The organism is Pantoea sp. EKM20T, from assembly GCF_011800485.1.
Lineage (GTDB): Bacteria > Pseudomonadota > Gammaproteobacteria > Enterobacterales > Enterobacteriaceae > Pantoea > Pantoea agglomerans.
In genome coordinates this window covers 239949-252641 of sequence record NZ_JAALFW010000002.1, presented here as the reverse complement: position 1 = coordinate 252641, position 12693 = coordinate 239949, and the positions used below count along the sequence as shown (strand labels likewise).

The window sequence follows — 12693 nt, the reverse complement described above, 5'->3', positions numbered from 1 at the left end:
GGCATTTAAAAAAGAGTCTTACTGTGAGGATAAAGGAACGCGGGGAGATTGATTGGCAGAGAAACAGGGCAAAAACAGGCTAATCGCAGGCATAAAAAAACCCCGCCGAAGCGGGGTTTGTCTTTTATAAGTTGGGTGATTAGCCCTGCAGCAGAGACAGAACCTGCTGTGGAACCTGGTTAGCTTTAGCCAACACTGAGTTACCAGCCTGCTGTACGATCTGCGCTTTAGACATGTTTGAAACTTCAGTTGCGTAGTCAGCATCCTGAATACGAGACTGTGCTGCAGACAGGTTAGTGGTGGTGTTGTTCAGGTTAGTCACGGCTGAGTTCAGACGGTTCTGAATCGCACCCAGTGAAGAACGGAACTTATCAACGCTGGCAATCGCTTCGTCCAGCTTTTTCAGTGGATCAGAAGTTGAACCCGAGGTCACGTTAGACAGGCTCATGTTAGCCGTATCCAGTGTGAACGCAGCGGTATCGCCACCAGCAGTCGTTACTGCAGCCTTCGCATCAACTGCAACGTAGAAGTCCTGGTTTGCACCGTTAGCAATGTCAAAACCGTTCGCTTTCAGGCTGTTGGTTTCTGCATCGCTGGCTGATTTCACGTTAACTTTAGCGAACAGGTTGCCGTTGTCATCTTTATACACTTTGTCTGCAGTAACAGTGACGTTAGCAGCTGCAACACCCAGGCGAGTCGCCAGGCTATCAGCTGTGCCTTCAGCAACAGTGGCTTTAGATACGTTACTGGTAGAACCGTAAACGCTCTGGAAGTCAGCCGCTGCAGCAGCAGTAGGTGTACCCTGTGGACCATTCACGTTGAAAGTGTTCAGTTTCAGCGTAGAAGAGTCAATTTTCTTCAGGTCGATGGTGATAGTTTCGCCATCGTTAGCGCCAACCTGAATTTTCATTGAGCCATCTTTAGCCAGCACGTTCACGCCGTTGAACTGAGTCTGACCAGATACGCGGTCGATTTCGCTCAGACGGGATTTGATTTCGTCCTGGATTGAAGATTTGTCAGAAGCTGAGTTGGTACCGCTTGAAGCCTGTACAGTCAGTTCACGAACACGCTGTAAGTTGTTGTTGATTTCTGACAGTGCGCCTTCAGTAGTCTGCGCAGCAGAGATACCGTCGTTAGCGTTACGAGCAGCCTGAGTCAGGCCCTTGATGTTAGAGGTGAAACGGTTGGCAATTGCCTGACCAGCAGCGTCATCTTTCGCGCTGTTGATACGTAAACCAGAAGACAGACGCTCCATTGAAGTAGACAGAGCTGACTGGTTCTTGTTGATGTTGTTCTGAGTGATCAGCGAGAGGCTGTTGGTATTAATGACTTGGGCCATGATGAATTTTCCTGTTAATCAAGTCTTTCGGTTAAGGTGTGGGCTTCAACCCGCCGGCTTCAGCGCCGTCAAAGTTGTTATCGTCTGCCGTTTAACAACCTTTAGAATTTTTTTAGTACCAGGCGAATTTTTCTGCTTCAACCTGTCACGTTTTAAGTTATCGCCACCCGCCCGAACTTCTTTAGGCTTAATTCATTAATTTTCTAGCCGCTGAATTACCCTTCTCTATAGTGCTTATTTACCTCATTACCCTAAGGCAAATAACCTTAAACTTTCCTTATTCAAGGCCGATAACCCAGGTATCAATTTTCTGTCGACCTTATAAAGGAATTAATATGGCTAGTATAAGCAACCTCGGTGTGGGTTCCGGCCTGCCACTCAGTACCATGCTTGACAGTTTGACCACCGCTGAAAAAGCTTCACTCAAACCTATTTCTACTCAGCAGACAGCTTATACGGCCAAGCTCAGTGCTTACGCCACCCTGAAAAGTTCACTGACAACTTTCCAGGCTGCTAATACCAAGCTGAACAGTGCTGACCTGTTTACCGCTACGACTGCGGCCAGTAGCTCCACAGCGTTCAGCGCGACCACTTCTGGCAGCACCGTAGCCGGTAAATATGCCATTAACGTCTCGCAGCTGGCACAGGCGCAGGTTCTGACCTCAGGCGTACAGAGTAGTAACACCGCCGTGCTGGGCGACAGCTCCGTGGCCAGCCGCAGCATCGCGATTACCTTAAAAGATGGCACCAGCAAAAGCATCACGCTCTCCAGCGATCAGACCTCGCTGACCGGCATGCGTGACGCCATCAACGGCGCCAATGCCGGCGTCACCGCCAGCATCATTAAGGTGTCAGACGGCAGTTTCCGACTCTCTATGAGCGCCAATAAAACCGGCAGTGATAATGCCGTGGCGACCATTGCCGTCACCGGTGACAGCACGCTACAGGGGATTGTGGGCTTTGACGCATCCGCCAGCAGCAACGTGATGACCCAGAGCGTCGCTGCGCAGAATGCCAAACTGACGGTCAACAATGTTGCGATTGAAAACAGCAGCAATCAGATTAGCGATGCGCTGGAAGGGATTACTTTAAATCTGACCGCGAAGACAGTTGGCGATGAGACGCTGACGATTACCAAAGACACCTCAAAAGCCTCCAGCGCCATCAGTGCCTGGGTGGATGCCTACAATACGTTGCTGGATCAGTTTAATACCCTGACCAAATACACCAAAGTGGATACCAACAGCGATGCACAGGACTCCAGTAATGGTGCCCTGCTGGGTGACAGTACGTTACGGACGATTGAGACGCAGCTGAAAAGCATGCTCACTAATTCGCAGAGCACATCTACCTTTAAATCACTGAGTCAGATTGGTGTCACCACCGATCCCACCACCGGTTCATTAAAACTGGATTCGACCAAGCTGAACAGCGCACTGGATAAAGATGCTGCAGGTGTGAAAGCGATGATCGTAGGTGACGGTAAAACCGGTATCGCCGCTAAAATCGACAGCAAGCTGACTGACTGGCTGGCTACTAAAGGGATTATTCAGTCCGCCACCGATGGCGTGAGTAAAACACTGAATAGGTTAACCACCCTCTATAACACCACCAGCGATCGTATTGATGCCGATATCGCACGCTATAAAACGCAATTTACTCAGCTGGATATGGCCATCAGTAAACTCAACTCGACCAGCACCTATCTGACGCAGCAGTTCGACACGTCCGATTCGTCTAAAAAATAACAGGAGTGACCATGTACAGCGCTACAGGCACCAAAGCCTATGCAAAAATTGGCGTAGAAAGCGCCGTGATGAGCGCCAGCCAGCAGCAGCTGGTTGTGATGCTGTTCGACGGTGCACTGAGCGCGTTAATCCGCGCTCGTCTGTTTATGCAGGATGGCAATATTGCAGGTAAAGGCAACTCGATCTCCAAAGCGATCAATATTATCGAAGCCGGCCTGAAAGAGGGCCTGACTGAAAACCGTGGTGATGAGCTGGCAGACAATCTGCTGGATCTTTACAACTACATGACGCGTCGCCTGTTGCATGCCAACCTGAACAATGATGTTGCAGCAGTCGAGGAGGTCGAAGGCCTGCTGCGCAACATTGCTGACGCGTGGAAAGAAGTGGTTCAACCTAACCTGATTCAGGACGCCGTTTAATGACTACTGCACCGCATCTGATTACCGTTTACCAACAGTTACTCGATCTCAGCCAGGGAATGCTGCGTCATGCAGCACAAGGCGAATGGGATGAATTGATCAGCAGGGAGATGGAGTATGTTAGTGCGGTGCAGAACTTAGCCCAATCGACAGAAGCCGTGTCGCCGTCGGCACAGACTCAGGAGCAGTTGCGCCCGGTGCTGCGCCGTATTCTCGATAACGAAAGTGAAGTGAAACGTCTGCTGCAGGCGAGGATGGATGAGCTGGCCTCACTGGTGGGTCAAAACAGCCGCCAGAAATCGGTGATGTCCGCTTATAGCAATCAAGGCGGCATTGTTATGGTGCCACACGAAACTCTCTCCTGATACCCTGCTCTGTCACGCCGCCAGATTTATTTTTCTGCGCGGCGTCTCTTTTTTGCCGCTTACTCCATACTTGATTTTCATCATCCCATGGAGTGTGGTACATGCAAAACCCAACGTTATTACAGTTTTTCCATTGGTATTACCCGGATGGCAGCAAACTGTGGCCGGAAGTGGCCGATCGTGCGGCCTGGCTCAGCGAAATCGGTATCACTATGGCGTGGTTGCCACCGTGCTACAAAGGGGATTCGGGTGGCTATTCTGTTGGTTACGACAGCTACGATCTGTTTGACCTGGGTGAATTTGATCAGAAAGGCGGTGTTGCCACCAAATATGGCGACAAACAGCAATTACTGGCGGCGACTGAAGCCCTGCGCAGTCACAACGTTGGAGTGCTGCTGGATGTGGTGCTCAACCACAAAATGGGTGCCGACGAAAAAGAGACGATCAGCGTTAACCGCGTTAATCCCGATAACCGCGATGAAATCTACGACGAGGTGGTCGAGTGCGAGGCCTGGACGAAATTCACTTTTCCGGCACGCGCCGGGGAGTTTTCGAAATTTGTCTGGGACCACAAATGCTTTAGCGGCGTAGACCACATCGAAAATCCGGACGAAAACGGCGTATTCAAAATCATCAATGACTACACCGCCGAAGGCTGGAACGACCAGGTTGATAACGAACTGGGTAATTTCGACTATCTGATGGGTGCCAACATCGATTTCCGCAACAACGCGGTCAGGGAAGAGCTGAAATACTGGGCGCGCTGGGTGATGGAACAGGTGCCCTGCACCGGCTTTCGTCTGGATGCGGTAAAACATATCCCGGCCTGGTTCTACAAAGAGTGGATTGACCATATTCAGGAGGTTGCTGAGGAGCCGATGTTTATCGTCGCGGAATACTGGTCGTTTGAAACGGAGAAACTGCAGGAGTATGTGCATCAGGTGGAAGGCAAAACCATGCTGTTTGATGCGCCACTGCACATGAACTTCCACCAGGCCTCAACCGCGGGCAGCGCCTACGACATGAGCCAGATTTTTGCTAACTCGCTGGTGGTTGCTGATCCGTGGCATGCCGTGACGATCGTGGCTAACCACGACACCCAGCCGCTGCAGTCGCTGGAAGCACCGGTAGAAGCCTGGTTTAAACCGCTGGCCTATGCGCTGATCCTGTTGCGTGAGCAGGGTGTGCCTACCATCTTCTATCCCGATCTTTTCGGGGCGACCTATGAAGATGAAGGCGGCGACGGCGAGAAGCACAAAATTGAGATGCCGGTAATCCCTGAACTGGAAGGATTGATCCGGGCGCGCCAGCAGTATGGCTGGGGTGTGCAGACCGACTATTTTGATCACCCAAACTGCGTGGCCTTCAGCCGCAGCGGCACCGAAACACAGCCAGGCTGTGTGGTAATCATGTCGAACGGCGATGCCGGTGAGAAAAGCGTGCCGATGGGTGAAGGTTTTGCCGGTAAGGTCTGGCGCGATCATCTGGGGAATCGGGAAGAGACCATTACTGCCGACGAGCACGGCACGGCGGTCTTTGTCTGTAACGGTGGCAGTGTCAGCGTCTGGGTGGTTGCAGAATAAGGTCGTTGCAGAAGAAATGACTCAAAACTAAAACCGCCCCGGCAGGCAGAAGCGTAAAGTGCGCTCTGCCCGTCGGGGCGGTTTTGTTATGATCCGGCTGTTAAGACTTCGCGTTGTTTTCTGTAATCGGTGTGCGCAGCAGTTGCGGTTCGATGTTCTGAATCACGGCGGCTTTCGGCTGTTTCGCCACCTCTTCCAGCGCCTGCTGACACTCAACGGTCGGACGCGCCACTTTACGCAGAGTCATCCTGTCATAGCTAAGCTCGCCATTCTCCACGACCAGCGGCATCACCCGCACCTGACGCGTTACGTTGACATAATCGCCGCTTAACCGGGTCAGTTTGCCCGGCTTCGCAATCACCCGCATCCACTGACGGCAGTCCAGCGTGCTGCCATCCGCATTGATGATCACACTGGCTATCGCCTTATCGCTGATCAGGCTGCTCTGTGGACCGACGGTTTGCCAGGTTCCCTGCAGATCAGCGGGCGCCGGCGTTTGCACCGCATTTTCATAATCGTTGATTTGTGCACAGCCACTCAGTGCCAGCGCGGCAATCAGCATCCACTTTTTCATGTTTAATCCCTAAGATCCCATCAATGGCGGCTACGTTATAATTTTTCCACCGCGTTGCGCAAGGTATCTGGGTGTTCAAACACCACGCAGACCCTGATTGCGCCAGAATTTATCCCGCAGTGAGCTCCACGGTCAGGTTTTTGACCGGAAGTTCAGAGGCTGAACTGATGCAAACTCCGTCCTTTGTCACGCCTGACAAGCGGAAGACAACCCGCTACACTGACGCGCTGCAACAGACTTTCAGGAATATGAATATGAAAACGCCAGAAGCCTACTATGCCCAGGCGCGCGAGATGTTTTTTACCGCGCATCCCGACTTTCAGTCTGCACTTGATGAATTAACGGAGAGCGACGCCCGTGCAGCTAACCTGTCACTGCGACAGCTGCGCGAATGGCATGCCGAACGCATCTATGCGGCCTTTTTGCGGCAGAAGAATCTGGATGGAATGATCTTTTCTATTCAGCTCGCTGAGCCGGATAAAGCGGTGGCGGCTGAAGCTATCGAGACTTATCTCAAATCTCATGCTGAGTCGCTGGGGATGAGCTGGGAAGAGTTTTGCATCAAAAACGAGCTTTAATCAGGGCCGCGCTGAAGTTGTATATTGCAAACACCTCCAACCAGTTCCGGCACTGCAGATAAAATTGTACTAACCGGGGGAAAGTGTATAACTTCGGCGTGCGACTCAGGTCGTGATTGTCCTTTAACGAATAGTGCTGATGCACTGCCTCTGCAGGTGTTGTCTCAATTCCACCTCCAGAGGCGAATTTTTTTATCCGCCCCTACCCTTCACCTTCCGTCGCTTTACCCTTTACTTCAACATAACTCGCTACCGCCAGCAGACGATTAATATGCGTCAGCAGCAGATCCACATCAGACTGCAGAAACTCGGTCGAAGATTGCGAAGCGGTAACAATGGCATCCTGCACCGTTTCTGAAATAGTCAGCGAGTTGTCCTGTTTCGCCTGCACCAGCAGCGCCGCAACCAGCAGGGACTGCGCTTCAAGCTGCGCCGTCAACTCTTTTGCATCGACGTCCATCTTTGCCAGTTTTAGCAGAATATCAATTACCAGTTGTCGCATCGCGGACCTCCTAAAAGTAAGCCGCCATTATGTCGCGATGCGTGCGCATTTTGCTAGTCGAAGATTGAGGTTTATGCGAGATAAAAATTTACACGAAATCAGGCGCGCTGCCTTGCTACTGTTTTTATTTACAGTATTATATGTCAGCGATTTTGCCCTGAATGGATTGCCATCATGTTTGTTGAGTTGATTTATGACAAGCGCAACGTTGCCGGTTTACCGGGTGCTCGCGAGATGATTCGTGAGGAGCTGGAAAAGCGGGTGCATCGGGTGTTTCCTGACATTGAAGTTAAGGTCAAGCCGATGGAACGTAACGCGATTGATACTGATTTGAGTAAGAACGATAAAGCGACGGTTGCGCGGATTGTTGAAGAGATGTTCGACGAAGCGGAAATGTGGCTGGTGGCCGATTAATCCCTTAACGGCCACCACATCAGTTAGCGGGAGATGACTTAGCTCTCCTGCTCGCTGTGATTAACTTCAATCTCGATGTCCTGAATCGCGGCATCCAGATCTTCCAGCAGTTTACCCTGCTTATTAAGCAACGCATCGATTCGGTCGGCGTTGGTCTTGTCTTTATACTCACCCGCATCAAACGCTAACCATTGGCTGGAAAGGGTTTCGGTATTGGTCTGAGCATAGTGACGCATCTCTTTTAGCTGAGAAGTCACGTCACGCAGATATTCAGTTTTGGTCTTGGTTTCTGTTGAATCGCTCATGCTAAATTTCCTTCTGGTCATCTATCCAAAGTGAGTAGGCTTAGCGGTTCATCAACCGGCCAATCAGCGGGCCTGCATTCAGGTACAAAATGTTGCCCGGATATTTAAAACTAGTCGATAATAGCGAAGCCGCATTAAGAATAATCGGAAGTTATGGTTTATGACCGGATTTCACGGCTGGCACCTCACTCTCAGTGACGACCTCTTTGACTTTTATGACCGTTTTGTCGGCTATGCGATCCGGTATTGCATCCAGCTTGTGCTGTATTGCTGCAACCTGATCGGTCAGCAGCTCCACTCTGTCATCACGCCGCGCCGCAATTAAGCGGTAATCCGCCCGAATCTCCTCGACCCGCTTGTTTGCGGTGTTACTGACGTAGAGAAAAATGATCGTCATCAGGATGCAAATCATCGAACAGCTCAGCAATACGCAGCCGAGAATAACTTTGCGCCGGTAAGACATAGGTGCCTTAGTGCTATTAATCGTGGCCATCACTGCGATCCTCCAGAGTTGAGATAAGCCGATCAATCTCATTACGAAATTTATCGTTCTGATCGGTTTCGGTCATTGCCAGTAAAATCCCTACCGCATTCTTGATTAACCGAAGATCGGTTTCGAGTGTCGAGATACGCCGCAGATTCCTGTCGTGCCGTTCGCGTAATTCATCGTTCTCCTCCCGTATCAGCAGGTTGCTCTCTTTCAGCAACACCACCTGCTCTTTGTAGCTGGTAATAATTTCGCCGCCGGCTCGATTACTGGTAACGATTGACGCAATTCCCGCCAATAACGGTTTCCAGAACAGTGCTGCTGCCCCCCCACCCAGAACTAACGCACCCATACTGGTAATCAGACTACTTTCCATGCCACACCCCTTTGTACGGTAAGGTCTCTGGAACTTACTGCGTGCTGCTTAGCCACGTCCCCCGCATGAAATTTAAGATTGCTTAAATACCAGGCTTAAGTATACTTAAGTCACTCTCAACCAAAAAGTCAAGCTTATGAAAAACGAAACGCTGGGTGACCGCATCCGACTCCGACGTAAATCGCTGCAGTTAACGCAGAAGCAATTGGCGCAACAGGTAAAAGTGTCCCATGTGGCGATTTCGCAATGGGAAAAAGAAGAGACGCTGCCGCGCGGTGAGAACCTGCTGCGGCTCGCCGAAGCGCTGGGCTGCGCACCGGCTTTTCTGATAGATGGGGATGGTCCTGTTTTCAGCGAAAGCGCCTGGAGTGGTCTGCACCAGATCCCACTGCTTGCACAGCGCGACGTGCCGCGATGGCTGAGCGAGGCCGGTTCCGTCCGGCATGAACTGCTGATGCACAACGACATGGCGCTTTCACAGCAGAGCTTTGCCATCCGGGTGGAAGAACAGGCGATGACGCCCGCGATTCTGCGGAATGATGTGGTGATCATCGATCCCACGCAGTCACCTCAGCCCGGCGACTGCGTGCTGGCATTGCAGCAACAGGTCGTGCTGCTACGCACCTGGCGTCAGCGCGGCAGTGAAAATGGCGTCATGCAGTTTGAACTGGCACCGGTCAATATCAATTTCCCTGAGCTGCAATCCAGCCGGGACAGCCTGAAGCTGATTGGTACGCTGGTGGAACTGCGACGATACCGCCAGCCATAAAAAAACCCGCCGTGCGCGGGTTCACTTTTCATCGTACAACAGTGGCTGAGTTTATAACCGGACAGTTACAGGGCATCGGTCAGTTGATCTACCACCACTTTGCCCTGCAAATCGGTCTGCATAATGCGGTAATTCACGGGCCATGAGCGGCGGGTACTGAGTTTATCGAACAGGGTTACGCCGCCTTTTTTAACTCCCTGGCTATTTACAATAATCCATTCGGTGACCTCTTCCTGACCACGATTTTTCAGGCTCAGCGAGCGTTGTTCGATTAACTGATCTTCAGCTTCAATCTTTAAATAGTCTCTTAACATAATTTCTATCTCCTGGTAACGCAGGCCACTATATGCCTTTTGCTAATCCGTTCAATCGAATTTATTTATCGATCTGTTTATCGACGGGAATGTGACCTGCCGCAAGCGACATGGCAGGTTTGTCCATTACTGCATCAGGGATTCCCGGTTAGCATGAACCTGCTGTACACACCCAAACATCGAAAAAATGACGTGTTCAGTATGAGAGAAACTCCGATTAGCCCGCCGCTGGCGGGCTTTTTTTTCTTCTTTAATCCGCTGCGCATGCGGGATGTCAGTGCTGGTCTAAACTTAAGAGACTGGAATAAAAGGAGAGAGTTATGTTTAAACACAATACGAATGAAGAACGTAAGAAAGAAGGTGATGTCAGCAAAAGCCTGCCCGAAGCCGCGCCAAACGCTGGTAATGCTTACGAGGAAGATGATCATCCCGCCACTGATGCGCCGAAAGATCATGGCGAAGTGCCGCGCAAAAATGATGACAGCCAGGATGACAAAAAAGATCCTTACAAGGCAAGCTGATGTGCGAGAGGCGCGCCCGCTGGGCGCGCTGGTCAGCGTTAAGATTTAATGAGATCGGCAAGCTGGTACTGATTTTCAACCAGCCAGGCTGGAAAATGTTCGGATGTTACCGGCACTATCTCCATCCTTCGCGGACGATTCCAGATATCAATATTGTTCTCAACGCAGCGCCGTATGTGATCCGGATTATTAAATTCGGGACAGTTACGTTCGGTATGAGAAATCGAAGACATTTTTTCACTGATGCGCTCATCGCTCATTACCCAGGAAAAATGCCACCCTGCGTTCTTAATGGTTTTCGTCCGGAAATTTAGCCACTTCCAGCGCAACCAGTTCTCGCGTATCGGTGTTCCACGACGCTTAACATTGCGAAGCAATTCCGGTTGCCCCATAAAAAAGTCTCGCAGCGTTTTACAGGTCACCATTTTCGCCAGGGTGGCACAGCGCGGTGTGCCGTCGTCATTTAAAACCCGGACATTAAATTTAAAATTGAAATATTGCTGATGCAGCGTCGTGCAAAGATGCTGATGACTGAATGCTTTTATCGCCTCGGGTCGGGGAATTTCATCGACGTCTGACACAATAACAATATCATCATCCTGCGCGCCGGCCAGTCCCTGCATAATCTGATTACGTGCAGTGGCTTCATTTTCCCAGGGATCTGTCTCTCCCGCATTAACCACAGAACTATTCGATTTAAAGGCTTCCTGATAAAATCTGGGCGCAATATCGTTAACAATATAAATAATTTTATCGCGGAAACGATCGAACTTCTCAATATCAAAATGAAGCTTTTCCCGGCGTTTTCCGGTAAAGGTATAGCGCGATTCCACAATGACAAACCGATCAACAACATGCTCAAGCGTGTTCAGACGCATCTCAAGCAAGATATCTTCATCGTAGTACAAAAAACAGTCATAAATCATAATATTCAGAGGCACTTAAGTAGTAAGGATTTCATCAGGACACCTCAGCATGCGTAACACAACAGAGGTATAACGCCTTTTATTGGGGCCGATTTTTAATGAACCTGATGTGTGTGTAATGTACTGCGTAAAACTTTCCGTGTTTATAATAAGTTGGCTAACAAAGGCTGCAGGTAATGATTTTCGGGCATCCGCCACAAAGCAGACTAACGATATGATGAGCAACCATTCAGAGTGATATTTACCTGACATTCACCTGACAACGGTTAACACCAGCAGACAGCATGAGTCACCTGATGCGGGCTACTGAGTTCCTGTCCGTTGCTTACATCATAATGCGTTGCGCAGAATGTTACATATAGTCCGTAACGCCAGCAATATTAAGCGCAGATTTTTGATTAAAATGAGCGATACGATCAATATCCGGATATTATTGGTCAACAAAATAACTATGATGGTTTAGTTAATGAAGAAGATCATTATTGCCCTGAGCATAAGTCTGATGGGCGGATGCGTAGATATGGGACGGGTTGGATTACACCCGACAACAAAAACCGCTTATTTCAACGGTCATCCTTTTCAGGTTGAATCCTGCCTTAACGTAGCGGCACAGGATCAAAAACTCTATCTGGAGCAGGATGAACCTCTGCCGGATGGCACGAAGCGATATAATCTTGAGCAGGATGATGAAACCGCAGCCTGGGTTGAAATTGCAAAGTTCAGCCATCATCAGACCAGTGCGACATTTTACTATGCTCCAAAAGCATCAGGTATCAGCACAGCAGTTTCAGGGATGATCGCGCGGTGCAAAACATCACGTTAAATGCCGCTTCGGCATGAATGTGATGCAGGATGGACGACCAGGAGACAGAATAAGTTGTCAGACCAGCCAGAGCGCACGCGCTTGCCTGACAATCTTTCTCACTCTTCTATTCTAAGGCTTTTATCACGCCCGCTTCCGGGCTATGCCATGTTCAGGAGTGGGCAGTCAAAGCTCAGCCTATTTAGCCGGTTCGCAATCATAGGCACCTCGTATGCGGATCTGACTCTGGCTGGTGCGGACGATTTCAGCTCTTAATAGCCCTTTGCCCTCACGGTTCGTCAGCTCCATATCCACCATCCCCGGCGCTTTGCTGTTTTTCACCAGCAGTTTGACGGTCGCGTTGTCGTAATCGCCCTTCTCTTTCGCAAAAGTGACTTTCTGCGTTTTTGCGCGTTCTCCATTCACTGAGAACCAGCCGCTCTTGTCAGATTTAAGATAGAACGGCCCGCACTGCGTGGCAGCAAAGGCTGGAACCGATAAGCTGATTAACGATGCGATAAGGATAAGTTTTTTTAGCATTGGGCTGGCGTCCTGCTGATGGGTGATGAGGGGTCGGGTCGTCTGCACCGAAGAGTGAGTTCCCTGCTGCACGGCTCGTAATAAAGAGCAGTATAGTCAATGACACCTGTATTATCGCCAGTACAGGGTCA

The 12693-nt window shown here is 50.2% G+C and carries 18 protein-coding genes; 9 read left to right on the top strand and 9 right to left on the bottom strand.

What is annotated here, in order from left to right:
- Nucleotides 1–139 precede the first annotated feature (139 nt).
- Nucleotides 140–1339, bottom strand: a complete 1200-nt coding sequence (locus HFD94_RS04295) for a FliC/FljB family flagellin (protein WP_022625486.1) — start codon at nt 1337–1339, stop codon at nt 140–142.
- A gap of 335 nt (nt 1340–1674) precedes the next feature.
- Between HFD94_RS04295 and fliD the strand changes: the two genes are divergently transcribed.
- The 4 genes from fliD to amyA all read left to right on the top strand — a co-directional run bounded on the left by fliD (nt 1675) and on the right by amyA (nt 5454).
- Nucleotides 1675–3087, top strand: a complete 1413-nt coding sequence (gene fliD, locus HFD94_RS04290) for a flagellar filament capping protein FliD (protein WP_167432784.1) — start codon at nt 1675–1677, stop codon at nt 3085–3087.
- An 11-nt stretch (nt 3088–3098) separates the two neighbouring features.
- A complete protein-coding gene (gene fliS, locus HFD94_RS04285; protein ID WP_010247609.1) occupies nt 3099–3506 on the top strand; it encodes a flagellar export chaperone FliS in 408 nt (135 codons plus the stop codon).
- Nucleotides 3506–3871, top strand: a complete 366-nt coding sequence (fliT, locus tag HFD94_RS04280) for a flagella biosynthesis regulatory protein FliT (protein ID WP_045139813.1) — start codon at nt 3506–3508, stop codon at nt 3869–3871. The genes fliS and fliT overlap by 1 nt, the downstream gene beginning before the upstream one ends.
- 101 nt (nt 3872–3972) lie before the next feature.
- Nucleotides 3973–5454: an alpha-amylase gene (amyA, locus tag HFD94_RS04275; RefSeq protein WP_061901356.1), complete on the top strand. Its 1482-nt coding sequence runs from the start codon at nt 3973–3975 to the stop codon at nt 5452–5454.
- A 100-nt stretch (nt 5455–5554) separates the two neighbouring features.
- Here the strand turns inward: amyA and yedD are convergent, their stop codons facing one another.
- Nucleotides 5555–6028, bottom strand: a complete 474-nt coding sequence (gene yedD, locus HFD94_RS04270; protein WP_010247616.1) for a lipoprotein YedD — start codon at nt 6026–6028, stop codon at nt 5555–5557.
- Nucleotides 6029–6282: 254 nt separating this feature from the next.
- On the opposite strand from yedD, the gene HFD94_RS04265 reads away from it, so the two are divergent.
- Nucleotides 6283–6606 carry a DUF6388 family protein gene (locus HFD94_RS04265; protein ID WP_008926858.1) on the top strand — a complete coding sequence of 108 codons (324 nt, stop codon included), beginning with the start codon at nt 6283–6285 and terminating at the stop codon, nt 6604–6606.
- A 202-nt stretch (nt 6607–6808) separates the two neighbouring features.
- Here the strand turns inward: HFD94_RS04265 and iraP are convergent, their stop codons facing one another.
- On the bottom strand, nt 6809–7108 hold the full coding sequence (iraP, locus tag HFD94_RS04260; protein ID WP_010247621.1) for an anti-adapter protein IraP: 300 nt from the start codon (nt 7106–7108) through the stop codon (nt 6809–6811).
- Nucleotides 7109–7282: 174 nt separating this feature from the next.
- Between iraP and HFD94_RS04255 the strand changes: the two genes are divergently transcribed.
- Nucleotides 7283–7522 (top strand): DinI-like family protein, encoded by a 240-nt coding sequence (locus HFD94_RS04255; protein WP_003854508.1) that lies wholly within the window; start codon nt 7283–7285, stop codon nt 7520–7522.
- A 38-nt stretch (nt 7523–7560) separates the two neighbouring features.
- On the opposite strand, the gene HFD94_RS04250 is transcribed toward HFD94_RS04255, so the two are convergent.
- The 3 genes from HFD94_RS04250 to HFD94_RS04240 all read right to left on the bottom strand — a co-directional run bounded on the left by HFD94_RS04250 (nt 7561) and on the right by HFD94_RS04240 (nt 8690).
- Nucleotides 7561–7827: a hypothetical protein gene (locus HFD94_RS04250; protein ID WP_010670837.1), complete on the bottom strand. Its 267-nt coding sequence runs from the start codon at nt 7825–7827 to the stop codon at nt 7561–7563.
- A gap of 151 nt (nt 7828–7978) precedes the next feature.
- A complete protein-coding gene (locus HFD94_RS04245; RefSeq protein ID WP_010670838.1) occupies nt 7979–8320 on the bottom strand; it encodes a hypothetical protein in 342 nt (113 codons plus the stop codon).
- Entirely contained in the window at nt 8307–8690 is a 384-nt protein-coding gene (locus HFD94_RS04240) for a hypothetical protein (RefSeq protein WP_010247627.1), read from the bottom strand. Before HFD94_RS04240 ends, HFD94_RS04245 begins: the two co-directional genes overlap by 14 nt.
- Nucleotides 8691–8826: 136 nt before the next feature.
- Between HFD94_RS04240 and HFD94_RS04235 the strand changes: the two genes are divergently transcribed.
- Nucleotides 8827–9459, top strand: a complete 633-nt coding sequence (locus HFD94_RS04235; RefSeq protein ID WP_033758049.1) for a helix-turn-helix domain-containing protein — start codon at nt 8827–8829, stop codon at nt 9457–9459.
- 65 nt (nt 9460–9524) lie between these two features.
- Here the strand turns inward: HFD94_RS04235 and HFD94_RS04230 are convergent, their stop codons facing one another.
- Nucleotides 9525–9773: a hypothetical protein gene (locus tag HFD94_RS04230; protein ID WP_010247633.1), complete on the bottom strand. Its 249-nt coding sequence runs from the start codon at nt 9771–9773 to the stop codon at nt 9525–9527.
- A 320-nt stretch (nt 9774–10093) separates the two neighbouring features.
- On the opposite strand from HFD94_RS04230, the gene HFD94_RS04225 reads away from it, so the two are divergent.
- Complete coding sequence (locus HFD94_RS04225; RefSeq protein WP_010247636.1) at nt 10094–10294, top strand: hypothetical protein; 201 nt, start codon at nt 10094–10096, stop codon at nt 10292–10294.
- Nucleotides 10295–10332: 38 nt separating this feature from the next.
- Here HFD94_RS04225 and HFD94_RS04220 read toward each other — a convergent pair whose 3' ends face one another.
- Entirely contained in the window at nt 10333–11220 is an 888-nt protein-coding gene (locus tag HFD94_RS04220) for a benzoate transporter (protein WP_124890054.1), read from the bottom strand.
- Between the two features lie 466 nt (nt 11221–11686).
- Between HFD94_RS04220 and HFD94_RS04215 the strand changes: the two genes are divergently transcribed.
- A complete protein-coding gene (locus HFD94_RS04215; protein WP_167432783.1) occupies nt 11687–12043 on the top strand; it encodes a hypothetical protein in 357 nt (118 codons plus the stop codon).
- Between the two features lie 177 nt (nt 12044–12220).
- On the opposite strand, the gene HFD94_RS04210 is transcribed toward HFD94_RS04215, so the two are convergent.
- On the bottom strand, nt 12221–12562 hold the full coding sequence (locus HFD94_RS04210) for a hypothetical protein (protein ID WP_061901353.1): 342 nt from the start codon (nt 12560–12562) through the stop codon (nt 12221–12223).
- Nucleotides 12563–12693 lie beyond the last annotated feature (131 nt).

Coding starts and splice junctions, on each gene's coding strand:
- HFD94_RS04295 (WP_022625486.1), bottom strand. CDS start 1,339: ATGGCCCAAGTCATTAATACCAACAGCCTCTCGCTGATCACTCAGAAC.
- fliD (WP_167432784.1), top strand. CDS start 1,675: ATGGCTAGTATAAGCAACCTCGGTGTGGGTTCCGGCCTGCCACTCAGT.
- fliS (WP_010247609.1), top strand. CDS start 3,099: ATGTACAGCGCTACAGGCACCAAAGCCTATGCAAAAATTGGCGTAGAA.
- fliT (WP_045139813.1), top strand. CDS start 3,506: ATGACTACTGCACCGCATCTGATTACCGTTTACCAACAGTTACTCGAT.
- amyA (WP_061901356.1), top strand. CDS start 3,973: ATGCAAAACCCAACGTTATTACAGTTTTTCCATTGGTATTACCCGGAT.
- yedD (WP_010247616.1), bottom strand. CDS start 6,028: ATGAAAAAGTGGATGCTGATTGCCGCGCTGGCACTGAGTGGCTGTGCA.
- HFD94_RS04265 (WP_008926858.1), top strand. CDS start 6,283: ATGAAAACGCCAGAAGCCTACTATGCCCAGGCGCGCGAGATGTTTTTT.
- iraP (WP_010247621.1), bottom strand. CDS start 7,108: ATGCGACAACTGGTAATTGATATTCTGCTAAAACTGGCAAAGATGGAC.
- HFD94_RS04255 (WP_003854508.1), top strand. CDS start 7,283: ATGTTTGTTGAGTTGATTTATGACAAGCGCAACGTTGCCGGTTTACCG.
- HFD94_RS04250 (WP_010670837.1), bottom strand. CDS start 7,827: ATGAGCGATTCAACAGAAACCAAGACCAAAACTGAATATCTGCGTGAC.
- HFD94_RS04245 (WP_010670838.1), bottom strand. CDS start 8,320: ATGGCCACGATTAATAGCACTAAGGCACCTATGTCTTACCGGCGCAAA.
- HFD94_RS04240 (WP_010247627.1), bottom strand. CDS start 8,690: ATGGAAAGTAGTCTGATTACCAGTATGGGTGCGTTAGTTCTGGGTGGG.
- HFD94_RS04235 (WP_033758049.1), top strand. CDS start 8,827: ATGAAAAACGAAACGCTGGGTGACCGCATCCGACTCCGACGTAAATCG.
- HFD94_RS04230 (WP_010247633.1), bottom strand. CDS start 9,773: ATGTTAAGAGACTATTTAAAGATTGAAGCTGAAGATCAGTTAATCGAA.
- HFD94_RS04225 (WP_010247636.1), top strand. CDS start 10,094: ATGTTTAAACACAATACGAATGAAGAACGTAAGAAAGAAGGTGATGTC.
- HFD94_RS04220 (WP_124890054.1), bottom strand. CDS start 11,220: ATGATTTATGACTGTTTTTTGTACTACGATGAAGATATCTTGCTTGAG.
- HFD94_RS04215 (WP_167432783.1), top strand. CDS start 11,687: ATGAAGAAGATCATTATTGCCCTGAGCATAAGTCTGATGGGCGGATGC.
- HFD94_RS04210 (WP_061901353.1), bottom strand. CDS start 12,562: ATGCTAAAAAAACTTATCCTTATCGCATCGTTAATCAGCTTATCGGTT.